Origin of the sequence: Pelagibacterium luteolum, from assembly GCF_900100665.1 — a bacterium.
GTDB classification, from domain to species: Bacteria; Pseudomonadota; Alphaproteobacteria; order Rhizobiales; family Devosiaceae; genus Pelagibacterium; species Pelagibacterium luteolum.
The window spans coordinates 90,689-114,661 of the sequence record NZ_FNCS01000006.1 but is presented as its reverse complement, the minus strand read 5'-3'; the positions used below and the strand labels follow the sequence as shown (position 1 = coordinate 114,661).

The 23,973-nt window shown below is 59.4% G+C and carries 23 protein-coding genes and 1 tRNA gene; 16 read left to right on the top strand and 8 right to left on the bottom strand.

Annotated features, from left to right (window positions below):
- Positions 1-95 precede the first annotated feature (95 nt).
- The 4 genes from BLR31_RS11800 (at position 96) to BLR31_RS11785 (ending at position 3,804) form a co-directional block, all read left to right on the top strand.
- Entirely contained in the window at positions 96-1,031 is a 936-nt protein-coding gene (locus BLR31_RS11800; RefSeq protein WP_090596531.1) for a siderophore ABC transporter substrate-binding protein, read from the top strand.
- A gap of 97 nt (positions 1,032-1,128) precedes the next feature.
- Positions 1,129-2,091 (top strand): ABC transporter permease, encoded by a 963-nt coding sequence (locus tag BLR31_RS11795; protein ID WP_090596528.1) that lies wholly within the window; start codon positions 1,129-1,131, stop codon positions 2,089-2,091.
- A complete protein-coding gene (locus tag BLR31_RS11790; RefSeq protein ID WP_090596526.1) occupies positions 2,081-3,049 on the top strand; it encodes an iron chelate uptake ABC transporter family permease subunit in 969 nt (322 codons plus the stop codon). The genes BLR31_RS11795 and BLR31_RS11790 overlap by 11 nt, the downstream gene beginning before the upstream one ends.
- Complete coding sequence (locus BLR31_RS11785; RefSeq protein ID WP_090596523.1) at positions 3,046-3,804, top strand: iron ABC transporter ATP-binding protein; 759 nt, start codon at positions 3,046-3,048, stop codon at positions 3,802-3,804. Before BLR31_RS11790 ends, BLR31_RS11785 begins: the two co-directional genes overlap by 4 nt.
- Positions 3,805-3,808: 4 nt before the next feature.
- Here BLR31_RS11785 and BLR31_RS11780 read toward each other — a convergent pair whose 3' ends face one another.
- Both BLR31_RS11780 and BLR31_RS11775 read right to left on the bottom strand, forming a co-directional pair.
- Entirely contained in the window at positions 3,809-4,789 is a 981-nt protein-coding gene (locus BLR31_RS11780; protein WP_090596520.1) for a phosphotransferase enzyme family protein, read from the bottom strand.
- 60 nt (positions 4,790-4,849) lie between these two features.
- A tRNA-Pro gene (locus BLR31_RS11775) sits at positions 4,850-4,926 on the bottom strand.
- A gap of 129 nt (positions 4,927-5,055) precedes the next feature.
- Here BLR31_RS11775 and BLR31_RS21705 point away from each other — a divergent pair.
- Entirely contained in the window at positions 5,056-5,223 is a 168-nt protein-coding gene (locus tag BLR31_RS21705; protein ID WP_176762634.1) for a hypothetical protein, read from the top strand.
- Here BLR31_RS21705 and BLR31_RS11770 read toward each other — a convergent pair.
- From BLR31_RS11770 to BLR31_RS11755, 4 genes are all read right to left on the bottom strand, one after another.
- Positions 5,220-6,500, bottom strand: coding sequence for an O-antigen ligase family protein (locus tag BLR31_RS11770; RefSeq protein WP_090596518.1), 1,281 nt, complete (start codon positions 6,498-6,500; stop codon positions 5,220-5,222). The two genes, BLR31_RS21705 and BLR31_RS11770, sit on opposite strands and share 4 nt — an antisense overlap.
- A complete protein-coding gene (locus tag BLR31_RS11765) occupies positions 6,497-8,014 on the bottom strand; it encodes an undecaprenyl-phosphate glucose phosphotransferase (protein WP_090596515.1) in 1,518 nt (505 codons plus the stop codon). The genes BLR31_RS11770 and BLR31_RS11765 overlap by 4 nt, the downstream gene beginning before the upstream one ends.
- Before the next feature lie 93 nt (positions 8,015-8,107).
- A complete protein-coding gene (locus BLR31_RS11760; protein ID WP_090596513.1) occupies positions 8,108-9,229 on the bottom strand; it encodes a glycosyltransferase in 1,122 nt (373 codons plus the stop codon).
- A 2-nt stretch (positions 9,230-9,231) separates the two neighbouring features.
- Complete coding sequence (locus tag BLR31_RS11755) at positions 9,232-9,789, bottom strand: polysaccharide biosynthesis/export family protein (RefSeq protein WP_090596510.1); 558 nt, start codon at positions 9,787-9,789, stop codon at positions 9,232-9,234.
- Between the two features lie 143 nt (positions 9,790-9,932).
- On the opposite strand from BLR31_RS11755, the gene BLR31_RS11750 reads away from it, so the two are divergent.
- Positions 9,933-11,927: a GumC family protein gene (locus BLR31_RS11750; protein ID WP_090596507.1), complete on the top strand. Its 1,995-nt coding sequence runs from the start codon at positions 9,933-9,935 to the stop codon at positions 11,925-11,927.
- An 8-nt stretch (positions 11,928-11,935) separates the two neighbouring features.
- Entirely contained in the window at positions 11,936-12,982 is a 1,047-nt protein-coding gene (locus BLR31_RS11745) for a polysaccharide deacetylase family protein (RefSeq protein WP_090596504.1), read from the top strand.
- A 24-nt stretch (positions 12,983-13,006) separates the two neighbouring features.
- On the opposite strand, the gene BLR31_RS21700 is transcribed toward BLR31_RS11745, so the two are convergent.
- Positions 13,007-13,216, bottom strand: a complete 210-nt coding sequence (locus BLR31_RS21700) for a DUF2842 domain-containing protein (protein WP_176762633.1) — start codon at positions 13,214-13,216, stop codon at positions 13,007-13,009.
- Between the two features lie 93 nt (positions 13,217-13,309).
- Here BLR31_RS21700 and BLR31_RS11735 point away from each other — a divergent pair, with 93 nt between their 5' ends.
- From BLR31_RS11735 to BLR31_RS11710, 6 genes are all read left to right on the top strand, one after another.
- The gene (locus BLR31_RS11735) at positions 13,310-14,371 is read left to right on the top strand and encodes a COX15/CtaA family protein (RefSeq protein WP_244505035.1); all 1,062 of its coding nucleotides are present in this window, start codon (positions 13,310-13,312) and stop codon (positions 14,369-14,371) included.
- Between the two features lie 174 nt (positions 14,372-14,545).
- The gene (rplM, locus tag BLR31_RS11730) at positions 14,546-15,010 is read left to right on the top strand and encodes a 50S ribosomal protein L13 (RefSeq protein WP_090596496.1); all 465 of its coding nucleotides are present in this window, start codon (positions 14,546-14,548) and stop codon (positions 15,008-15,010) included.
- A 2-nt stretch (positions 15,011-15,012) separates the two neighbouring features.
- Positions 15,013-15,492 carry a 30S ribosomal protein S9 gene (gene rpsI, locus BLR31_RS11725; RefSeq protein ID WP_090596494.1) on the top strand — a complete coding sequence of 160 codons (480 nt, stop codon included), beginning with the start codon at positions 15,013-15,015 and terminating at the stop codon, positions 15,490-15,492.
- 94 nt (positions 15,493-15,586) lie between these two features.
- Positions 15,587-15,964: a DUF4260 domain-containing protein gene (locus BLR31_RS11720; RefSeq protein WP_090596492.1), complete on the top strand. Its 378-nt coding sequence runs from the start codon at positions 15,587-15,589 to the stop codon at positions 15,962-15,964.
- An 80-nt stretch (positions 15,965-16,044) separates the two neighbouring features.
- On the top strand, positions 16,045-16,992 hold the full coding sequence (locus BLR31_RS11715) for an ABC transporter ATP-binding protein (RefSeq protein WP_090596489.1): 948 nt from the start codon (positions 16,045-16,047) through the stop codon (positions 16,990-16,992).
- On the top strand, positions 16,989-17,750 hold the full coding sequence (locus tag BLR31_RS11710) for an ABC transporter permease (protein ID WP_090596486.1): 762 nt from the start codon (positions 16,989-16,991) through the stop codon (positions 17,748-17,750). Before BLR31_RS11715 ends, BLR31_RS11710 begins: the two co-directional genes overlap by 4 nt.
- 75 nt (positions 17,751-17,825) lie before the next feature.
- Here BLR31_RS11710 and BLR31_RS11705 read toward each other — a convergent pair whose 3' ends face one another.
- Positions 17,826-19,112, bottom strand: coding sequence for a glycosyltransferase (locus tag BLR31_RS11705; protein WP_143009382.1), 1,287 nt, complete (start codon positions 19,110-19,112; stop codon positions 17,826-17,828).
- Between the two features lie 141 nt (positions 19,113-19,253).
- Here BLR31_RS11705 and argC point away from each other — a divergent pair, with 141 nt between their 5' ends.
- The 3 genes from argC to BLR31_RS11690 all read left to right on the top strand — a co-directional run bounded on the left by argC (position 19,254) and on the right by BLR31_RS11690 (position 23,371).
- The gene (argC, locus tag BLR31_RS11700) at positions 19,254-20,306 is read left to right on the top strand and encodes an N-acetyl-gamma-glutamyl-phosphate reductase (protein WP_090596481.1); all 1,053 of its coding nucleotides are present in this window, start codon (positions 19,254-19,256) and stop codon (positions 20,304-20,306) included.
- Between the two features lie 175 nt (positions 20,307-20,481).
- The gene (locus BLR31_RS11695) at positions 20,482-21,696 is read left to right on the top strand and encodes an LL-diaminopimelate aminotransferase (protein WP_090596785.1); all 1,215 of its coding nucleotides are present in this window, start codon (positions 20,482-20,484) and stop codon (positions 21,694-21,696) included.
- Positions 21,697-22,024: 328 nt separating this feature from the next.
- Positions 22,025-23,371, top strand: a complete 1,347-nt coding sequence (locus BLR31_RS11690) for a homoserine dehydrogenase (protein WP_090596783.1) — start codon at positions 22,025-22,027, stop codon at positions 23,369-23,371.
- Positions 23,372-23,973: the final 602 nt, after the last annotated feature.

Sequence of the window (23,973 nt, the reverse complement as noted above, 5' to 3'; positions counted from 1 at the left end):
TGATCACCTATATTGACCGACCTCCATCGCTGTGTCTAAAAACCTGACGTTGCGGATCAACTATTCGCGGCAGTTTTTTAGCCAACGATTGGATTATGATCGTGTCACTTCACATTCAATTCCGCCCGGTCGCCTCCGCGGTCGTTCTTGCAGCTTCGCTCGCCCTCACCGCTGGAGCGTCTGCGCAGGACGTAACGATTGCGCACCCGCAGGGCGAAACAACGCTGTCGGGCGTGCCCGAAAAGGTCTTCGTTATCGATTGGGCCGCCTATGACAATCTCACTGCGCTCGGTGTTCAGATCGATGGTGCGCCGGGCTCGAACGCGCCCTCCTACCTGGCGGACGTCCTTGTCGATGATCTCATCAATGTCGGTTCGCTTTTCGAGCCTGACTTCGAAGGTATCGCCGCCGAGCAGCCCGATCTGATCGTCGTCGCGGCCCGCTCGAGCACCTCATATCCAACGCTTTCTGAGATAGCGCCAACGATCGACATGTCGGTCGATAACACCAGCTTTGTCGAGGGCGTGACGCACAATATCGAAACGCTTGGCGAGGCATTCGGCCTTCAGGATCGCGCCGCCGAATTGATCGCCGATCTCGATGCAAAGGTTGAAGAGGCCCGCGCGGCTCTCGACGGCGCCGGTACGGGCCTCGTCGTCGTCACCAATGCTGGCAATCTCGGTGTTTATGGCCCGGATTCGCGTGTTGCCTGGATTTACAACGACCTCGGCATGCCGTCGGTCTTCGACACCGTCGACGATGGTGACCACGGCGGCGATGCGATCTCGTTCGAGTATCTGCTTGAAACCAACCCCGATTGGCTTTTTGTCGTCGACCGTGACGCCGGTGTGGGCAATGAAGGCGCCGCGCGCCAGTTGCTCGACAACGAATTGATCCACCAGACAACCTTCTGGCAGGAAGATCACATGGTCTTCCTTGATCCTCAGGCCGCTTACATCTCGATGCACGGCTATCAGGGTCTGATGCTCCTCCTCGACCAGGTGATCGAAGGCGTCAACGGCGCTGCCTAATCGATTTTGACCTGTCTATCCCGGCGGTCTCGCAACCGCCGGGGTTTTCTTTAGGGCCGCGGTTTCGCGCGCTGGCCTGCAGCAAAGGGCAGATCGGGTGCGTCTTTTCATCCTTGCCATTGCGGTGACGCTTCTCCTCGCCGTGATTTCCCTTTTCGTCGGGGTCAGCAATGTCTCCCTGCAAACGCTTTTTTCGTCGGACGCCGAAGGGCGGGCGATGCAGGTGCTGTTGGTCAGCCGAGTTCCGCGTACCTTGGCCATTCTGCTGGCAGGGTCCTCGCTTGCCATTGCCGGCCTCGTTATGCAGATCATCGTCCGCAACCGCTTCGTCGAGCCCTCGACGGCAGGGACGACTGAGTCCGCGAGTTTGGGATTTCTTGTCGTCACCCTGTTTGCGCCGGGTTGGCCGCTCATCGCAAAAATGGTCGTCGCAGCGGCATTTGCCATGGCAGGTACTGCGTTGTTCTTGCGCATCCTGCGCTTCGTCCCCCTGCGCGACGTCCTCCTCGTGCCTTTGGTGGGGATAATGCTGGGCGGAATCATTGGGGCCATCACGTCATTTTTCGCCTACAGGTTCAACCTTCTGCCGACCTTGCTGGCGTGGAACATGGGCGACTTCTCCGGGGTGCTCAGGGGCCGCTACGAACTGCTTTGGTTTGGTCTTGCAGGCACGATCCTCGCCTATATCGCTGCGGACCGGTTCACAGTGGCCGGTCTGGGCCAGGATTTCACGACCAATCTGGGCCTGAACTACAAGCGGGTCATGACGCTGGGCCTCTTGGTGGTCTCGGTCGTCAGCGCGGTGGTGCTGGTCTCAGTGGGGTCGATCCCCTTTTTGGGTCTCATCGTGCCCAATGTGGTCAGCCTCATGGTGGGCGACAACATGCGCCGAACGGTTCCCTGGGTTGCCGTAATGGGCGCAGCTTTCGTTCTTGCATGCGACATTGTTGGACGGATCGTACGCTACCCCTACGAGATTCCGATCAGCGTGGTCGTCGGCGTCCTCGGTAGCGGCGTCTTCCTCTACCTGCTGCTCAGGAAGCGTCAAAATGCTGCATAAACTGCGGTGGTCGCGACCCACACTTTTCCTCGTTCTCCTCGCCGTGCTGGCGCTGGTGTCCATCGTCTGCTTCATGACACTGGGGGCACGAGGAAACTGGAGCTTCGTTCTGCCGTTCCGCGGCCGCAAGCTTTTGGGTCTGCTGCTCGTCGCCTATGCCGTCGCCGTCTCGACGGTGCTGTTTCAGACGGTCACCAACAACCGCATCCTCACGCCGTCGATCATGGGTTTCGATGCGCTTTACATTCTCGTCCAGACCGCCATCGTTTTCTTCCTTGGGCCGCAGATGCTGGTGCTGATCAATCCATACGCCCAGTTCGGCATGGAAGTGGTGCTGATGATGGCGTTTTCCTGGATGCTGTTCCGATGGTTGTTTCTCAGCGGCAACAGAAGCCTTCACCTTCTGGTGTTGGTCGGCATCGTCTTCGGGATATTTTTTCGCAGTCTATCGAACTTCATGCAGCGCCTTTTGGATCCCAACGCCTTTCAGGTGCTTCAGGATAGCTTTTTCGCGAGCTTTTCGACCATCGACCCAACGCTGTTGGGCGTCGCCTCTGCTGTGGTCGGCTGTGTCACGCTTGTGCTCTGGCGCATGGGGCATAGTTTCGACGTGCTCGCGCTGGGACGCGATAACGCAGTTAACCTGGGCGTGGAATACAAGCGCACCGTCGTCATCATTTTGGCGATGGTGTCGGTTCTCGTCTCCGTCTCGACGGCGCTTGTCGGACCCATCACATTCTTCGGGCTCTTGGTCGCAAGTCTGGCGCATGGGCTGGTCGGTGTGTCAAAGCACAGATACATCCTGCCCGCGGCATCCCTTTTGGGCGTCATCGCATTGGTCGGCGGTCAGACGCTATTCGAGCGCGTGTTCGAGTTCGACACGGCGCTATCCATCATCGTCGAGTTCCTTGGCGGCCTCGTCTTCATAATCCTGATTTTGCGCGGAGCTGCCCGATGATCATCACGTCCGGCCTCAAGAAATACTATGGCGAGACCGCTGTGGTCGACGATGTGTCTATCCAACTGCCCGCCGGCGGTATCACCTCGATTATAGGACCGAACGGGGCCGGGAAATCGACCATGCTGTCGATCGTTTCGCGCCTTTTGGGCATGGATAGCGGGTCGGTGACGATCGATGGGCTGGACGTGTCCAATACGCCCAGCGACGTTCTGGCGAGGCGTCTCTCGATCCTGCGGCAGGACAACCATATGACGGCGCGCCTGACCGTGCACGATCTCGTGGCCTTCGGGCGCTACCCCTATTCGAAGGGGCGCCTGAATATCGAAGACAAGGCACATATCGATCAGGCCATCAGCTACCTCAATCTCGATGACCTCAAGAATCGCTTTCTCGACGAGCTCTCGGGCGGCCAGCGTCAGCGCGCATTCGTCGCCATGGTGATCTGTCAGGACACGGATTATGTCCTGCTCGATGAACCTCTCAACAATCTCGATATGAAACACGCAATGGGCATGATGAAGCTTATGCAGAAGGCGTGCCGGGAGCTTGGCAAAACCGTCGTGCTCGTCCTGCACGACATCAATTTCGCGTCCTGGTATTCCAACTACATCATCGCGATGAAGAACGGACGGGTGGTGCGGCAGGGCACGCCAGACGAATTGATCCGGCCCGAAGCGCTCAAAGAGATTTATGACATGGACATCAACGTCCATGAAATCGGCGGACATCGCGTATCGCTGTTTTACGATTGACCGCCTATCGGTCGATGGTGCCGCGCAACAGATAGCGCTCTGCCATTTCCGCAGTTCCCGAGGCATAAGTGCCGTGAAGGCTCTGTGCCAGTTCGGTTTCAGCGTGCGACCCGGTCCATGCAAGAAGAGCCATCCTGCGCAGCATTACCATTGCGTCCAGCATTGCTTCGTGTTCCGGCCCAAAAGCCCGAATGGTGCGGTACCCTTCAAGCCAGGCCGTGCGAAGGGCAGGGACGGTGTCGCTGTCCTCAAAAAATGACACCGCGGCACCAAAATCGTAGCCGAACCAACAAAACCCACAATCGTCGAAGTCGATAAGCCGTGTCGTGCCCTCCGCTACCAGCAGGTTTGCCAGCCGCATATCGGCATGGATGAGGCCGAACCGGTCGCGCCCCATGCCATAAGCGGCCAATTGCCTTCGCAACGTCTGATCGAGCGTATCGATCTGGCGTCGCACGTCACCCGAGATGCCTGGCGCGGCCCGCCAGTCACCCCAGATCGCATCCGGGTCAAGGATTGCCGGAGCGGTCCAAACTTGCCGTGAGAAGGGCTCTGGAGGGCTCCAGTCGATGACGTGGCGATGGCACTGGGCCGCGAGCGCACCGAGCTGGCGAAAGACTCCGGTTAGGTCTTCGGCCTCTTGCGGTTCCGCGCCCTCTTCAAAGGCGAAGGCAACCATGAAGCGCTGATCCTTCGTATCGAGAAACGGTGCCTCTTGTACGAGTTCCCCATCCGTCCCCGCCAAAGGTGTCGGCGTAAAGAGCTTTGCCTCAATCTGTAGCGCGCGCATCCAGGCCAATTCGCTCTCGATACCCAGACGGGTGTGATAGCCGGGGCGGTGCACCCGCAGGATCGCACGCCCACCATCCGGCAGATCAAGCCTGAAGGTGTGATTTTCCGAGAGATTGATAAGAGTCGGGCGACTTCCGGAAAATTGCGGCCAGAGGGAAAGCGCCTTATCGAGCACGGTCCAGGTTTCAGCCATAAGCCTTTGCACCCCAACAAAAAAGGCCCGCGGCGTGAGCGCGCGGGCCTTTTTGATGAATGGTCGGAGCGGCCGGATTTGAACCGACGACCCTTTGTCCCCCAGACAAATGCGCTACCAGGCTGCGCTACGCCCCGATTGGCCTCTCACCTATCCAATCGCCGCCGATAGCGCAAGGTGCGAAGGGTAAAAAATTGCGGCCTCGCGTTGGGAACGTCTCGGTGCGTCCAGTCGTTACCCCGCCATTCAAACGGGGGACTTCATCAATGCCCATTCTTTTGATCGTTCTATTGGCACTGCTGATCGGCACGCTCGGTTTCTGGGATGCCATCGGCGCAATTTTGGGCGCGGTGGCCCTGCTGGTGCTATTCTGGGTTCTGGTCGGCGCGACGGTGCTCATCGCGGCAGTCTGGCTCGTCCGAAAAGTGTTTTAGGGCAGGGACCGGCGCAGTCTCAATTGCGCCGGATCCACGACCCGGTAGCCGGCGCACACGCCCCATACCAATCCTGCCACCAGGAACCAGTGACGCCAGTGGTCGGTATCGATGATGCCTGACAGGATCAGCATCGGCAAAAACGTCGCAAAGACCGGTATGAGGAGTGTCCGGTTGACCGAGCGGCGCGCCAAGCATGTAAGTCCCACGACCGTCGTCCAGACCACAAGTGAATAATACGCCAACGCACCGCCCCATCCGTAGGAGAGGGGGACGTTGAGATAGGTGTTATGGGGCTGCTCTTCGATCCGCATGTAGCCGTATTCCAGTGGGCCAATACCGAGTGGATTGAGCAGCGCCACCTCGATCGTGTACCAAATCCGCCCAAAGCGCCCGGTTTCGCCGGTGTCATAGCTCTGCGTGAGCGAGAAGCGATGCACGAACAAATCAGCCACAGCCGGGATCGAGAGCAGGGCGGCCAGTGCGGCCGCCAGTACCATCGTACCGCCAACCGCGAACAACAACAGCCGAACTTTGTCCCGTCCCGAAGATTCGAGGAAAAAGATAAGGAAGAACAGCATGGCCGACGAGGCGGCCAAATGTCCCCACGCGCCGCGCGAAAAGCTTACAAAGACCCCAATGAAGATCACGAGATACGCCAGACCATTCCATGCGACGCTCTTGCCTTGCCCCAACAATGCCCGCTGAAGCACGAACATTGCTGGAAGCATCAGGAAGGGCCCATAAACGTTCGGGTCCTTGAAGAATGCCTTGGCGCGGCCGTAAAGGAGGAAAACGCCTTCACCCGGCAACAAGCCCAGATAAGCGAGAGTACCGACGCAGGACGCGATGATCGCGACCACCACATAGGAATGCGCGATGAGCCGCATGTGGCGATACGGCGCCTGCGCCACGAAATTAGCCGCAAAATAGGTTGTCACGAACAGAAAGATCGTAACGAGATTGTAGATCAGCCCATCGGTGACAGACTGATAGCGCATCTGGAACACTGCGATTATGGCGAAGGGCGTGAACGCCAATGTCACGTAGAGCACGGGCAAGGTGCCCCGGCTCAGGCGCAAGCCGCCGATCAGTGCCAGCCCGAACGCTGCGAGAAACATGACCTCGTAAGGGGAGGGCTCGACGATGACGAAGCCACCCGAAAACACCCAAAGTGCCACGATCACAGGCAGCGCCTTGCGCAGTACGCCCGCGATAAATGCCCGCCCCAGTTCGGGGCGGTCCCGGCCAACAAGTCCGGGCGACGAGACCGTCAAAATGCATTCTCTGTCTTGGTGAACAGCGAGACGGGTGTCATGACGAGAATATAGAGGTCGAGAACGATGGACCAGTTCTCGATATAATAGAGGTCGTGGTCCACGCGCTTCATGATCTTGTCGACAGTGTCGGTTTCCCCACGCCATCCGTGGATCTGCGCCCATCCAGTAATCCCGGGCTTGACCTTGTGGCGTGCGAAATAGCCATCGACGGCGTCGTGATAGAGCCGGTTGGCCGCTTTGGCTTCAAGCGCATGCGGCCGAGGGCCGACAATCGAGAGCTGGCCCTTCAGGACATTGAACAACTGCGGCAGTTCATCAATCGATGTCTTGCGGATAAAGCGCCCGACGGGCGTGACACGAGGATCGTCGCGGGTCACGAGCGTTGCCGCCTTCGCGTCGCTCATGTCGGTATACATCGAGCGAAACTTGTAAATCTCGATGAGTTCGTTGTTGAACCCATGGCGCTTCTGCTTGAACAGCACCGGACCTTTGCTGGTGAACCTCACGGCAAGGGCGGTGCCTATCATGATCGGCGAGAGCGCTATGATCGCGCTAAGCGCCACGACCTTGTCGAACACCCACTTGAAGACCAGGTTCCAATCGGAAATCGGACGGTCCGCCATATCGAAGACGGGCAAATCGCCGACATAGGAATAGGTTTTGTCGGTGAAGCGCAGCTTGCTCATATGCGCTGAGAGCCGGATATCGACAGGCAGCACCCAAAGCTGGCGCAGCATCTCCAGCACACGCGATTCCGCCGAGAGCGGCATCGACACGATGACGAGATCAATCCTGGCCCGGCGCGCGAATTCGACGAGGTCCGCAACCCGCCCCAGCTTGTAAAGCCCGGCAACCTGATCGGGAGAACGATCACCCTCGCGGTCGTCGAAGAGGCCGATCAGCTCGATATCATTGGTTGCGCCGCGGCTGATATTGGCGATCAGCGCTTCCGCATCCGGCCCGCCGCCCACGACCACCGTCCGGCGTTTGAGCTTGCCCTGTTCGGACCATGTCAGCACAAGCGCGCGCAGCGCCAGCCGATAGGCGATAAGTGCTACAGCACCTGCGAGCAGCCAGCTCGTGAGCCAGACACGAGAGATTTCCTCCCCCGCCTTCATCACGAACAGCCCCGCAACGATGATCAGGAATACGCTCGACCAGCCAAAAAGGACGCGCAGGATTTGCTTGAACTGCGTGCGGTAGCTGACGATCCGGTGCGTCCGCGCGATATTGAAGGCGATGTTGGCGGACAGAACGGTACCGAGCATCAATGGCACGTAAATTTGCGGTGCCGCCCAGCCCACATAGTAGAGGTAGATGGCAAACCCGACCACCAGCAGCATTGCCGCTTCCGCAAGCTGTGCAACACCCGAAATGACCTTGTGAGACCAACCCGGCTCCACATGAGCACGCATCAGGGCCTCGGCACGCGCCGACAATGCCTCACCGGCCCTGTCATTGGGCTGGTTGAGATGGCTTAAAACGGCTTCCTTTGGGTCGACCCGATACATGGTCCACGCCTTACGCAAAACTCACGGAATGTGAGGGCAACCATAGGCGTTCACAGGTGAAGACTCGATGAAAACTAATGCTTAAGATTGTACCTAACGGCCAAGGTTCGCATAGAGCGCTTCGATGTCGTCGACCATCATCCCAACGGAAAACCGGTTGCGGATGAAATCGAGCCTTGCTGACGCATCGGCAGACGCCGCGTCGGGATTGTTCAGGAAAGCCGCCATAGCCGAAGAAAGCGCGGCGGCGTCATCGGCAGGCACCAACCGGTCCGAGGTCGGACCAAATATCTCAGGGATACCCCCGACCCTTGTCGCAATGACCGGCCGTGCCGCAGCTGAGGCTTCGAGAACGATATAGGGCAGGGACTCGGCCCGCGAGGGCACCAGAACACATCTCCCGCGCGAAAACATTTCGCGTGCCGGCTTTACGCCCGCCAGCGTCACGCGCTGCTGGAGGTTCCGGTCGGCAATCGCCTGTTCGAGCCAACCGCGATCGGGGCCGTCTCCCGCCATGATGAGCGTCGCCGGCAGGCCATTTGGGCCGACAAGAGGTGCCAGCGCTTCAATGATCAGATCAATGCCCTTGAGCATGCGCAATTCGCCGACGAAAACGAAATCTGCTGCATCGGCGTTTGGAATGATCGGCTCGAATTCGGCAGCTGCCAAGCCGTTATGGATCACCACTTGGTGACGCTTGGCGCCGCCAACATGCTTGGCAAACGTCTCTTTCGCATATGCGCTCTCGAAAACCAGAGCGTCGGTCACGCCCAACAACCCTCGCTCGATCGCCATGAACAGCGCACCGCTGGGTGATCTGGGATTGAAATGCAGTGCGCCGCCATGCGGGGTATAGACCGCCTTGCGGGTCCGAGACCCAAAGCGAGCCAGCCGCGCACCGAACCCGCCCTTGGCGCCATGGCCATGCAGAATCGAAATGTCGAGATCGGCAGCTAAGCGACTGATTTTGAACGGCGTCGAAATGTCAGCTGGGCCGAGCAGGCGTGGTATGGGAAAGCGGTGGATGCCCAACGCCACTGCATCGGAAAGCGCTGCAAGCTTTTGCTCGGTCTGCGCGTCGCCACTCGTGCTGTCGACCACCAGACCAACAGCGTGGCCACGATCCGCCAGTTCCCGCGTGAGATCGGCCACGTGTCGAAAGAGACCGCCCACAGGCGCGCGCATGATCTGAAGGATGCGCTGTGGTCGCGCCATCGTCAGATCCAGCGTTCGGAAACGACGATCGTGTCGCCCGGCTGGATGGGGAAGTCCAGGGCCACATTGCCCTTGACCATCTCTGCGCCAACACGGCGGTAAATCGTGACACTGTTGCGGTTGGCTGTGTCGGAGAACCCGCCTGCCGAACTGATCGCGGCCCGAGCCGTCATGCCGTAAATATAAGCAAACTGGCCCGAATTGCCGACGGCGCCCTGGATGAAGAACGGGCGATACTCGGCGACTTCTACCGCGACGTTGGGGCTGCGAATAAACCCGGCCGCTAGCTTTGAAACGATGCGTTGATTTACTGCCTGCGATGTCACGCCGCGTGCTGGTACGGCGCCGATCAGCGGCATGGAAACGTTCCCGGAATCATCGATTCGATAGGTGTTAGTGAGGCTTTCGTCGCCATAGACCGTAACGCGAAGGACATCACCGCTGTCGAGCAGATAGGGGCCGGTCTGCTCGACAAGATAGGTCGCCGGGCCACTCGTGTGGTTACAGCCGGCAAGCAGGACGGGGATAATCAGCAACAGCGCAGCACGGAGCCAGCTCATGGACAAACCTCATGAATCTGATGCTAGCTGTCGCACGTCATGGTTAAGAAGCCCTTATCGGATGTCGCCTCCTGCCTCGGGCCTTAACTGAATACTTACCATACGCGCGCCATAAGCAACCCTAGGCCTAAGGGACTTAAAGCATGAGTGATTCCGGCAGCGCGCCAGACCAAGTGGACACCAGTATCGACGCGGGTCTCATCCTGCGCGCGGTATTGAGAAGTCTGATCCGTATTGCTTTCATCACCTTATTGCTGTGCGCGGCGGCCTACGCTGTGCTCTTGTTCGTGCCACGAGTTTACGAATCACGGGCCGAACTACTGGTGGAGCCACGTTCGAACTCCGCGCTATCATCCTCTGTCGCCTCCGGTAGTGATGCATATCTGCTCGATGCCGCGGCGGTTGCCAGCCAGATCGAATTGATCAAATCGCGCGACACAATCCGCGCAGCGATCGAAACGCTCAATCTGGAGGACGACCCGGCCTTTACCGGCCAGAACCTCGATCGTATCATTGCAGGCATTTCCGATGATCTGATCGTCACCCAGGAACGCGGCTCGCGCCTCATTTCTATCGCCTACCGCTCCGAAGATCCCGATATGGCCGCTCTTATTGCCAACGGGATCGCCTTGGCTCATGTCAGCCGACGGGCGGGGCAGCAGATTTCCGACACGATCGAAACGACCGGTTGGCTCGAAGACGAAATCGGCCGTCTCCGGGCCAGTGTGGGCGCCGCCGAGCGGGCTATCGCCGAGTTCAGGGTCGATAACGATCTCTTCGTCGGCTCGAACAATGAGAGCCTCACCAATCAGCAGCTCTCCAATTTTACGGCCCAGATGTCCGCCGCCGCCGAGCGTCGCAGCACGGCTCAATCGCGCGCGCAGCTCATTCGGGCGCTGCTGGAGTCCGGTCAGTCGGTCATCGGCGTGTCCGATGTGCAATCGTCTTCGGTGGGCCAGCAGCTGAGCCAGGAAGTGGCGCGGCTCCAGGGCGAGCGTGCGCAGCAGGCCGCAACCCTCTTGCCCAATCATCCTACGATCCGCGCGCTCGACGCTCAGATCGCTGAAATCGACACCCAGATTTCCGCCGAAGGCCGCCGCATCGCCGCTGCGCTGGAAGCTCAGGCCCAGATCGAAGCCGACCTGCAGACCTCTTTGCAGGCTGAACTTGACCGCCTCAAGGTAACGGCCGGAACCGACACGATCGAGGGAGTCACACTCGCCGAACTGGAGCGGGAAGCGACGGCACAGCGCGAATTGCTCAACGCCTATCTTTTGGGCTTTGCAGAAGCCAGCGCGCGTTCCGACGTCAACTCGGCTTTGCCTGATATTCGTATCGTTAGCGAGGCAGCGCCCCCGGTCCGGCCTGCCGCGCCACAGACGATGATGATCCTCGTTGCCATCGCAATTGTCTCGATCCTCTTGCAGGTCGGCGCCGTCATCTTTTCCGAATTGCTCTCGGGGCGTGCATTGGTCGAAAAGCACCCCGTTGCGCCACGTCGGCCGGAAGTCAACGACGAGCAGCTTGAAGCCGATGACGTTCATGTCGCGCCGACCCCGGTCGCTTCGGTGCGCAGGCATCACACACCGGTGTCGCTTGAAACCGAGATCGAGGCCATCGCGGCCGGTGCGCTCGGCGGCATCGAGCGCATACTGGTTATCGCCACTGACGATGCGCGGATCGATACCCAGGACTTCGCGGACAAGCTCACCGCCAAGCTGATCAACGATCAACTCAGCGTTGCCGAAATCGACGCCTCCAGCGGCCAGCAGGGGATAGAGCCCGGGCTGTCTGATCTGTCGGTCGACGAGGCCGAATTTGGTGACGTCGTGCACCGCGCGCCTAATGGGCAGTTCGCTTACGTTCCATGGGGTCAAAGCGCGCGGCTCAACCGCAATTCGGATCGCATGGCGACGCTTGTCGACGCACTCTCAGATATCTACGAATGCGTCGTCATCGTCACCGGGCGTACTGGCATGGGTTCGAGCTTGCCGCTATTTGCGGAAACCGGAGCGCAGTGCCTCCTGCTTTCCAGCGAGGAAGTAACGGGCGATGCGGCCAAGGATGAAATTCTCGAGCTTGGCTACGAAAGCGTTCATCTGATCGTGCTGCCTGGCGCGCGTTCCGAAGTCGCTTAAGTTCCGGAATGGCGCCCTACAAGCTCTACAAATTGGCGTTCGAAGCCCTTGCGCTGCCTGGCTTTGCCAAAACCATTCGGCGGTTCTCCCCCGCAAAGGGCGTGATTTTTACGCTGCATCGCGTCCTTCCCGAACAGCCAGCAGCTTTTTCACCGAACGCCATCCTGCAGATCACCCCAAATTTTCTGGAAGCGGTGATCGTCAAAGCACGCGCTGCGGGCTTTGATATCGTCGATCTCGATGAAGCCATGCGACGGCTCGAGGACGATGCGGCAAAGCCGTTTGTGGTCCTCACCTTCGATGACGGATACCGCGATAATCTCGTCCACGCGCTGCCGATTTTGCGCAAGCATGCCGCGCCGTTCACGCTTTATGTGCCGACGGCTCTGGTCGATGGTGTCGGGCTGGTGTGGTGGCAGGCTCTCGAGGATGTCATCGCTGCGAACGACGTTGTCGCGGTCGAGTTGCCCGATGGGCCGCATTATGGAGACGCCGGCACGCTCGAGCAGAAGAACGCCACCTTCGCCCATATCTATGCGCGCTATCGGACCATTCCCGAACCTGAGCGTGAGGCCTCGATCAAAGCCCTTGCCGCGCGCTACGACTTCGATCTGGCCGCGCATTGCCGCGCGCTGATCATGGACTGGGCGGAACTCAAGACCTTTGCCGATGAGCAGCTCTGCACGATCGGGGCCCATACGGTTCATCACTTCGAACTGTCCAAGCTGCCCGAAACGCAGATGCGGTCGGAAATCGCGCAGTCGGTTAACGTTCTCGATGCCCAGTTCGGCATCCGTCCGCGTCATCTGTCCTATCCGATCGGCGGCGTCGCAGCTGCCGGCCCGCGCGAGTTTTCGGCGGCAAGAGATATGGGTTTTGCCACTGCGGTGACGACCCGTCCGGGCGGACTTTACAGGGACCACGCCGAACACAAGAGCGCGTTGCCGCGTATATCGCTCAATGGCCTGTTCCAGCAACGCCGCTTTATCGACGTGCTGTTGACCGCCGAGGTGTTCACTCTGATGCGGCGTGGCAAGCGTATCGATATCGGCTGAGCTGAGGGCTCTCTCAGGGCACGATCACAAACGGTCGGGTTTCGCCATCCACCGGATCACCACCATCGCCGGGAATACCCAGGCGAGTCCGAACAGGACGAAAAACAGCAAGTGAATGAGGTTGTTGGCCCCGACAAGCCAGGTGTCATAGATCCACATGCCCATGACCGCCCATGCAATGAGGGTCACGATTGTCAGCACGGTGCCTAGAGCTTTGCGCTGGCGCTGGGTCATGTTTGGCTCCTGCCTGCGGCGTTTGTTATCATTGCCATTCGGGGACCACCCCATTAGCACTTCATTCAGCTTTGACAACTCCGGTCCGTAATCGTGTCTGCAATTGCTTCCGCTGCGCCAAAAGCGCTCGACCATGATCGCCTGACGCCCGTCCGCATCTGGCTCTACGTGCTTGCGGCGATGGTTTTGCTGATCGTGATTGTCGGCGGCGGAACGCGGCTGACGGAATCTGGTCTCTCGATCACCAGCTGGCGGCCGATCTCCGGCATCATCCCGCCCCTGAGCGATGCCGACTGGCAGGCTGAATTTGAGGCCTACCAGCAGATTCCCCAGTATGGGCTGGTCGAAAGCTGGATGGGCGTCGATGAATTCAAATACATCTTCTGGTGGGAGTGGGGGCACAGGTTCCTGGCCCGCATGCTGGGCGTGGCGTTTGCGATTCCCTTCGTGATCTTTGTCGTCCAGCGTCGCATTCCCAAGAGCCTCATCTGGCCAATGGCGGGACTGTTCGTCGCTGGTGGATTTCAGGGCTTTCTGGGCTGGTGGATGGTGTCTTCGGGCCTATCCGAACTGACTTCGGTTTCCCAATATCGCCTTGCTGCGCATCTCACCGCGGCCAGCGTTTTGATGATGGCGTTGATCTGGGTGGCCCGCATGCTCGAGCCTCCCGTTATCGGTGTGAAGCCACAACGCGGTTGGGTGTTGGCCAATTGGGGTCTCGTAGCGTTGCTGTTTATCCAGATTGGGGCAGGGGCTCTGGTGGCCGGGCTCGATGCCGGGTTCATTTATAATACCTGGCCGCTGATCGATGGTGCTGTCATACCAGGCGGTCTGTTCGCGATGGACCCCGCATGGCGCAACGTCTTTGAGAATATGCTGACGGTCCAGTTCAATCACCGTAACCTCGCCTATCTCATAACGATCTACGCGTTGGTCCTGTGGTGGGTCGGGCGCACAAACCCTGGGTTTTCAGGCGTCCACAAATGGCTTCCGCGCATTGCGGCGCTGGTCGTGCTCCAGGTCGGCGTGGGTATCGTGACGCTACTTTCGGTAGTCAATATCCCCATTGCGCTGGTTCATCAGGGGCTGGCGTTCACGCTGATCTCTATGGTGGTCGCGTATCTCTCTGATATGAAAAGGCTTTCGGTGCGGTAGCCCAATACCGCAATCGTAAGCCTATGTTTTAAAGAGATAAATTCTTTCCGCTTGACGCTCTGTCGGTCGCGCTGTAATACCCGCGACGAATTGATCGTACCATCATTGGGGCGGTCGGGGATAAGTTCCGGTTCCGGTGGCTTGTCCAGATGAATTTTACCAAGGAACTACACAATGAAAACCTACTCGGCCAAAGCTGGCGAGATCGAGAAGAAGTGGGTTTTGATCGACGCTGAAGGTCTGGTCGTTGGTCGCCTCGCTGCGATCATCGCCACCCGTCTGCGCGGCAAGCACCTGCCGACGTTCACGCCCAACCAGGATATGGGCGACAACGTCATCGTCATCAACGCTGGCAAGGTGAAGTTCACCGGCAAGAAGCTCGACGACAAGCGTTTCTACTGGCACACCGGCTACCCCGGCGGCATCAAGGATCGCACGATGCGCGAGCTCCTCGAAGGCCGTTTTCCGGAGCGTGTCGTTGAGAACGCCATTCGTCGCATGATGCCGGGCGGCCCGCTGACCCGCGCCCAGCTCAAGAACCTGCGTGTTTATGCCGGTGCCGAGCATCCCCATGAAGCACAGCAGCCTGAAACCCTCGACGTTGCAGCGCTCAACACCAAGAATGTGAGGGTGAAGTAAATATGTCCGAGACCATCAACTCCCTCGAAGATCTGGGCACCGCAACCGGCATTGAGACCAATGACGCACCGGTTCGCGAACAGAAGCTCGATGCTTACGGCCGCGCCTATGCTACCGGCAAGCGCAAGGACGCCGTTGCCCGCGTATGGATCAAGCCCGGCTCGGGCAAGATCACCGTCAACGGCAAGGAATTCGTCGCCTATTTCGCGCGTCCGGTTCTGCAGATGATCCTGAACCAGCCGATCGTGGCTGCCGAGCGCGTCGACCAGTATGACGTGATCGCAACGGTTGCTGGCGGCGGTCTTTCCGGCCAGGCCGGTGCTATCCGTCACGGCATCTCGCAGGCTCTGACACTGTTCGAACCTGAACTGCGCCCGGTTCTCAAGAAGGGTGGTTTCCTCACCCGTGATAGCCGTGTTGTTGAACGTAAGAAGTACGGCAAGGCCAAGGCCCGTCGTTCGTTCCAGTTCTCCAAGCGCTGATCGCGCCGAGACCGATATCAGAAGCCCCGCTTGCGAGCGGGGCTTTTTTGTTTACGCTGCAGTAATTGCAGATCGAAGCGTAATGGGGGCGCAAATGGTCGTGGCGAGGCTGTGGCAGAAGGCGGAAGGGGCAATAATCTTTGCCGCCGGCATTCTGCTTTTCATCCACTTCATCACCGAACTGCCTTGGTGGCTGGCTATCATCGTCTTTTTCGCCCCCGATCTCTCATTCGCCGCATATCTTGCCGGCCCCAAAATCGGGGCGATGGCGTACAATTTCGTCCACATCTATGCGTTCGGGCTGGCATTGCTGGCGATCGGCATATTGACCCCGTTTTCCATCCTTGCGCCCCTGGGTGCTCTGTGGCTGGCGCATTCGGGTTTTGACCGTCTCCTCGGCTATGGTCTGAAATCCCCCGAGGGATTTTCCACGACGCATATGGGGCCGATTGGGCCGAGCGCGCGGCGCTGATGACATTTTTCTTGGCCAAGGGGGTGGCCTTCCGGCTCGTCGCGCCTATATAGGCACCTCTGGCCGGAGGGCGAATTCCCATGAACATGCATGCCACCACCGCGTCCCCCGCGGTTGCGATAACTGGTCTCGACAAGACCTATGATACGGGCTTCTCAGCCCTCAAAAACATCAATCTTGAAATCAGGCCCGGGGAGATTTTCGCTCTGCTCGGCCCGAATGGCGCCGGCAAGACGACCCTGATCGGTACGATCTGCGGAATGGTGCGGCCCACGGCGGGCCAAATCCTTGTGGGCGGCTATGACGTCATCACGCAGTTCCGCAAGACCCGCGCCATGATTGGCCTGGTGCCGCAGGAATTGACCGGCGACCGCTTCGAAACGGTTTGGGCGACCGTCAGCTTCACGCGCGGCCTGTTTGGTAAGCCGCGGAACGATGCAATCATCGAAAAAATCCTCCGCGATCTCTCGCTTTGGGACAAGCGCAACGACAAGCTGATCACGCTCTCGGGCGGCATGAAGCGGCGGGTGCTGATCGCAAAGGCGCTGAGCCACGAGCCATCCATCCTGTTCCTCGACGAGCCTACTGCCGGCGTCGATGTCGAACTGCGCCGGGACATGTGGAACGTCGTGCGCGAGCTGCGTGAGCAGGGCGTGACGATCATTCTGACCACTCACTACATCGAGGAAGCCGAGGAGATGGCCGACCGTATCGGCGTTATCTCCCGCGGTGAAATCATTCTCGTGGAAGACAAGATCGAGCTCATGAGCAAGTTGGGCAAGAAGGACCTCGCAATCCAGTTACAGGAGCCGCTGAAAGCGCTTCCGCCTTCGCTGGAGGCTCTGGGTCTAAAACTCTCGGATGGCGGTGAGGAGCTCCGTTTCTCCTATGACAGCCAATCCGATCGCACGGGTATCGCGACGCTCATCGCCGCCATCAGTGAAGAGGGCTATCGCATCAAGGATGTATCGACGCATCAGTCTTCGCTTGAGGACATCTTCATCGGGCTGTTGAGGGAACGGACATGAATCTCTACGCGATCAAAGCCATCTATACCTTTGAAATGGCTCGCTGGTGGCGCACCGTCATGCAGTCGATCATTTCACCCGTTGTCTCGACGTCACTTTATTTCGTGGTGTTCGGCGCCGCCATCGGCTCGCGCATAGAATCGGTGGAAGGCGTCAGCTACGCGGCCTTCATCGTCCCCGGCCTGATCATGCTGTCGCTGCTGCAGCAATCGCTTTCGAATGCGAGTTTCGGCATCTATTTTCCGAAGTTCGCAGGGACGGTCTATGAAATCCTGACAGCCCCGATCTCGCATGTCGAAACCGTCATTGCCTTCGTGGGCGCTGCGGCGACCAAGTCGATTATTCTGGCGCTGATTATTCTCGCCACGGCTGCATTGTTTGTGGACCTGCAAATCCAGCATCCGGTGTGGATGGTGGTGTTCATGGTACTGACGGCGCTGACATTTTCGCTCATCGGCTTCATCATCGGCATCTGGGCCGACGGGTTCGAAAAGCTCCAGCTCATCCCGCTGTTGATCGTGACGCCGCTCGCCTTTCTGGGCGGTACGTTCTACTCGATCTCGATGCTGCCCGAGACATGGCAGACCATCGCGCTGTTCAACCCGGTGGTGTATCTGGTGAGCGGCTTCCGCTGGAGCTTCTACGGCGTCGCCGACGTCGATATCGCCATCAGTCTTGGCATGACGCTGTTCTTCATGGCCGCTGCGCTGGCGATCATCACCTGGATTTTCAAGACAGGCTACAAGCTGCGCAGTTAAGCCAACTGAGCGGGTTAGAAATACAAATGCCCCGGCCAATAGCTGGGGCATTTTTGCTTATGCAGTCTGTAACCGTTAAGCCCGTTTGCGTTCGCCGCGGGGTTGGTAATTGGCCATAACGCGTTCAATGACCTTGATCGCCTTGCCGGTGCCGTCCTCGGCGCGCAGCATTTCGCCGATCTTTTCGGCGTTGCGGGCATAGCTGGGATTGGTGTCGATCTGCTCGAGCGCGTCGGCCAGAAGCTCGGGCGTCAGCTTGCGACGGCGAACGGGCTTGGGGCCGCAGCCCAGATCGTGGACGCGGCGGCCCCAATAGGGCTGGTCGACCATCTGGGGCACGATGAATGTGGGTTTGCCCAGCACCAATCCTGCTGCCGTCGTGCCCGCGCCCCCGTGATGGACCACGCCTTTGACGTGCTTGAACAATTGGTCATGCGGCGCGCGATCGATGACATAGACCTGGTCCGACGGAAGATCGTCGGGACGGATGCCGCCCCAGCCGCGACCGACCACTACGCGTCCGGGCCAGAGCTTGATGGCGCCGCGCAGGATGTCGGTATTCCGATCGGCGCCGAATGGCATGGACCCGAACCCGACATAGATGGGTGGAGGACCGGCATCGAGAAACGCCTTGAATTCCGGGCTCGGTTCCCATCCCGAGCGATCTTCCAGCATCCAATAGCCCGTGACGATAGAGGTCTTCGGCCAGTCGCGCGGGCGGGGGGAGATGGTTTCCGAATAGGCATTCAGCGTCCAGAGCGCGCTGCCATCGGTGTCCTTGAAAAACCCACCATTGCGGCGCGGGCCGAGATTCATCAATTCCCGGCGCAGCTTGTTGCGAGGCAGATTGTAATAGATCTGCTGCACCGTCATCGTGGAATAGGTCAAACGGTTGATCGTCTTGCCGAAGGTCGGGCCGTAATAGATGCAGAGCGGGAATTCACTGGTGGAATTGAGCGGCTGCAGGGCGGCGACGATAGCCGGAATATCGAGCGCTTCGGCGATATCGATCGAAAAACTCGTGTTCATGTTCAAGATAATGCAATCGGCGCCCTGGGCCATGTCCCAGGCGGAGCGGGCAGCGCGGTTGACGATCTTTTGACCCTGACGCAAGAGGGCAGGCGCGTTGACCAGAAGGCTCTGGCTCATGGCGCGTTCGAATTGCGCCTGCTTGACGAAATCCTGGATCGAATCGCCAAGGTCCCAGAATTCGATGCCGTGATCGGTGACCATGGATTCGAAATCGCGTGTCGTTCCCAGCACGACTGAATAGCCCTGCGCTTTCATGGCCCCGGCAAGGGCAACATAGGGCTGAACGTCACCTTGCGTGCCGATCGTGGCCATCGCAATGCGCTTGGTCATCTTCACCTCGATTGGCTGCCGCAACTCGGCACAAAGTGTGAGGCCGAGAGGCAAGAGGGATCATTTACTTTGCACATACAGCGCAGTATGAGGACCCCTCGCGAACGTCATTTACACAATTCCATTGCGAGGGCAAGTCACATGCAGTCGCCCAAGAGAGCCGCACTTCTTGGTGCTTCCGGATATACCGGGGCCGATCTGTTGCGACTTGGCGTGCGCCATCCGGGATTGAAGTTTGTCGCGCTGACCGCCAATACCCATGCCGGAAAGCCCATGGCGAGCGTCTATCCGCATCTGGGATGGGCCGGTTTGCCCGATCTCGTCGCCAATGAGGATGTCGATTTTTCCGACATCGACGTTGTGTTCTGTGGTCTGCCCCACGGCGCAAGCCAGAAGCTCGTGGCTGAAATCATTGAACAAAATCCTTCGGTTCGTGTGATCGATATGGGTGCCGACTTCCGGTTCCGCAATGCTGCCGATTACGGGCCCGTCTATGGTGCCGACCATATTGCACCGCAACTTCAAGACGTTGCGGCTTACGGGCTGACCGAGCACAATCGCGAATCCATCAAGGAAGCGCGGATCATTGCTTGCCCGGGTTGCTATCCCACGGCGGCGCTCTTGGCTTTGCTGCCGTTGGTCAAAGCGGGTGCGATCTCGACCGACGATATGATCATTGATGCCAAGTCCGGCGTCACAGGTGCAGGGCGCGCGCCGAAGCAGAACACGCTGATGGCTGAAGCTGGCGAGAGCGTAACGCCATACGGCGTTGGCGTTCATCGCCATGCCCCTGAAATTGAACAGGAAATCGGCTTGGCTGCCGGCGTGAAGGTGGCCGTCAACTTCACCCCGCACCTCATCCCGATGAGCCGTGGCGAACTGGTAACGGCACATGTGAAGCTGGGTAATGCGGCCAATGCCGATGCGGTGCGCGACGTGCTGAAATCGGCCTATGCGGATGAGCCGTTCATCCAGATCGCCGAGAAGGGTGCAATTCCCTCGACGGGCCATGTGCGCGGGTCAAACTATTGTTTGATCAACGTTTTTGACGATCGCATCCCTGGGCGGGTGATCGTGATCGCAGCGATCGACAACCTCGTCAAAGGGAGCGCCGGGCAGGCGATCCAGAACTTCAACGTGGCCTTCGGCTTCGATGAGGCGACGGCTATCGAGGCTCTGCCGCTCTTTCCCTAAAGAGCGACAGGGCCGGTAAAGACCACGGCGCGGGCCGGTCTTTATGTTTTGATGCGGACGCCCCGTTCATAGTTTCGACACCAAGATCACCAGATAATCTTTCGCCCGTGCGCGCGCTGATTTGCGACGCTGCCGGACCAATAGGGATACCAGAGTGTTCCCGCACGAGGATAAAATGAGCGAAGAATTCCATCGCATCCGCCGCCTGCCGCCTTATGTGTTCGAGCACATCAACCCGATCAAAGCCAAGGCGCGCGCTTCGGGGGTCGATATCATCGACCTAGGTATGGGCAATCCCGATCTTCCCACCCCAAGCCACATCGTTGAAAAGCTTAAGGAAACCGTCAAGGATCCGCGCACGCACCGCTATTCCACGTCACGTGGCATTCCCGGTCTCCGCAAGGCGCAGGCGTCCTATTACGGTCGGCGTTTCGGGGTGAAACTCGATCCCAATACGCAGGTCGTGGCGACCCTCGGGTCCAAGGAAGGCTTTGCCAATATGGCCCAGGCGATCACCGCGCCGGGCGATGTGGTGCTGGTACCTAACCCGACCTATCCCATTCATTCCTTTGGCTTTATCATGAGCGGCGGCGTGGTCCGCTCAATGCCTGCCGACCCCAATGAGGACTTTCTGCGCTCGCTCGATCGCGCGGTGCGCCATTCGATCCCCAAGCCGATCGCTTTGATCCTCAATTATCCGGCAAACCCGACCGCTTACGTGGCGACGCTCGATTTTTACAAGGAAGTGGTCGACTATTGCCGGAAGCATGAAATCTTCATCCTGTCGGACCTTGCCTATTCCGAAATCTATTTCGACGATGAACCGCCGCACTCGATCCTCGAAGTTCCGGGGGCGATGGACGTGTCGGTTGAGTTCACATCCATGTCGAAAACCTTCTCGATGCCGGGTTGGCGCATGGGATTCGCCGTTGGAAATGAACGGCTTATCGCTGCTTTGGCGCGGGTGAAGTCCTATCTCGACTATGGTGCGTTTACCCCCATTCAGGTGGCCGCGACATCGGCTTTGAACGGCGATGATTCCTGCATCGAGGAAGCCCGCAACATCTACAAGCATCGCCGCGATGTGATGGTCGAAAGCTTCGGGCGGGCAGGGTGGAAAATCCCCGTGCCGGCTGCGACGATGTTTGCCTGGGCGCCGATCCCAGACCAGTTTGCCGACCTCGGAAGCCTTGAATTTGCTAAGCTTTTGATCAGGGAGACCGGCGTGGCCGTGGCTCCCGGTGTGGGCTTCGGCGAGTATGGCGACCAATATGTGCGGCTGGCATTCGTCGAGAACGAACAGCGCATCCGGCAGGCGGCGCGGGCGATCAAAAAGTTCCTTGGCGGTACTGCGTCGAACGGCAATGTGGTGCCTCTGGCCAAGCCATAGGCAACCGCCTTCAACGCCTCGCACGACCCCGCATATATGGTGCGAGATCGGAGATTGTGCGCGTGATCGACGCGTCAGATCCCGATTTTGTGGCTCGCTGGTCTTGACCCTATAGGCAAATTCCTATTGATGGCCGTCGCAACTCAAAAGTGCGACGGCCATGAGCGACATCGAAACCTTCAAATCCTCAGTTGAATCCTTCATCGCCGAACGCGGATGGACCCCCACCCGGTTCGGGCGCGAGATCGCCGGTGACCCGCTTTTCGTTTTCGATCTGCGCGAGGGTCGCGAACCGCGCACGGAGACGCGCCAGCGGATCGGCAAGGCGATGATCGCCTATGAGAGCACCGAGGCCGAAAAGCTCCGGCCCCTGCGCATCGGCATTGCCGGACTTGGGACGGTTGGCGCGGCGCTCATCCGCATTCTCACCGAAGATGGCGACGCGATTGCCCGTAAGATGGGTCGCGAGATCGTGGTTTCTGCGGTGTCGGCGCGGTCGCGCTCGCGCGATCGGGGTGTCGATATTTCGGGGTTCAAATGGTTCGACGATCCGGTGGCGCTGGCCAAGTCGGGCGATATCGATCTCTATGTCGAGCTGATCGGCGGTGAGGACGGGCCGGCGCTGGCATCGGTCACGGCGGCGCTGGAAAATGGCTGCCCGGTGGTTACGGCCAATAAGGCGTTGCTGGCGCGCCATGGGGTGACTCTGGCCAAGATGGCCGAGGCCTCGCATGCGCAATTGGGCTTCGAGGCGGCAGTGGCCGGGGGGATCCCGGTCATCAAGACACTGCGCGAGGGGCTGGGGTCCGCCGCGATCACGCGCGTCTACGGCATCATGAACGGGACGTGCAATTACATCCTCACCCGCATGGGCAATGAGGGCATCGGGTTCGACGAGTGCCTGAAAGATGCGCAGGCGCTGGGCTATGCCGAGGCCGATCCCACATTCGACGTCGAAGGGTTCGATACAGCACACAAGCTGGCGATCCTTTCGAGCCTGTGCTTCGAGACGGAAATCGCCGCCGATCAGGTGTTCGTCGAGGGAATTTCGCGGATCACGCAGGCCGACATCAAGGTCGCTGCCGATCTGGGCTACAAGATCAAGCTGCTGGGCATGGCCCGCAAGGTCGAGAGCGGCATCGAGCAGCGGGTGCATCCGACGCTGGTGCGCAAATCGAGCGCCATTGCGGGAGTGGACGGGGTATTGAACGCCGTGGCGCTGGAAACCAACCACGTGCAGGAATTGCTGCTGGCGGGGCCAGGTGCCGGTGGCGAGGCGACGGCGGCTTCGGTGCTCTCGGACATTCTCGACATTGCGCGTGGCACGCAGGTGCCGCCGCTCGGGGTGCCGAGCTCGGAGCTCGCGCCCTGCACACGTGCGCCGATGCGCATTCATGAAGGTGGCTATTATATAAGGCTGAACGCAAGGGATGTTCCCGGCGCTTTGGCGGCGATTGCGACGCGCATGGGCGAGGGCAATATCTCGCTCGAAAGCGTGATCCAGCGGCCCGATCTGCGGGCGACCGAGCCGGGGGTGGAGGAGGAAACCTCGCGCACCGTGGTGCTGATTACCCATGAGACGATAGAGAGCGCGGTGCGTGAGGCGCTTGAGCGGATCGCCAATGACGGGTTCATCGTGGGGCTGCCGCAATTGATCCGGATCGAGGAATTTTAGGCGACGAGTTAAGGGGCTCTGTCGGTGGGCCGTGGCGGAGTGGTGGTTACACCCACGCGTGTATCATCCACCGCTGTCATCCCGGGCGGTGACCTGGGACCAAATATGCTCGGCGGGAGAGATTTGGCGCGGCGGTCAACCAATGGCGCGGAGGATACTGGGTCCCGGCGCGAGGCCGGGATGACGCTGGGGGTGGATTAAGCTCGGTGGTCCCTTGCTTGTCCGGTTAGTGGTAATCGCGTTGCGTCGGCGCGGTGGTGACACAGACGCATGTATCATCCACCGCTGTCATCCCGGGCGGAGACCCGGGATCCAGTATGCTCGGCGGAAGAGATTGGGTGCCGCGGTCAACCAATGGCGCGGAGGATACTAGGTCCCGGCTCAGGGCCGGGATGACTGGTGGGGGTGGATCGACTGGTGGGGGTGGGGGCAAGGACGGTGGTCTCACGTTCGTCTGCTTAGTGGCAAACTCCTAGGGTGGGGGCTCTGAGGTTCGGGTATCGATTGGCCGTTCGCCTTTCCACCGTTTTTGAAGCCCGGGCTGGCCCGGAAAATTCGGGGATTTGTGCGGGGCGCTGGCGCTGTTGGACGTGGTGGGCAAG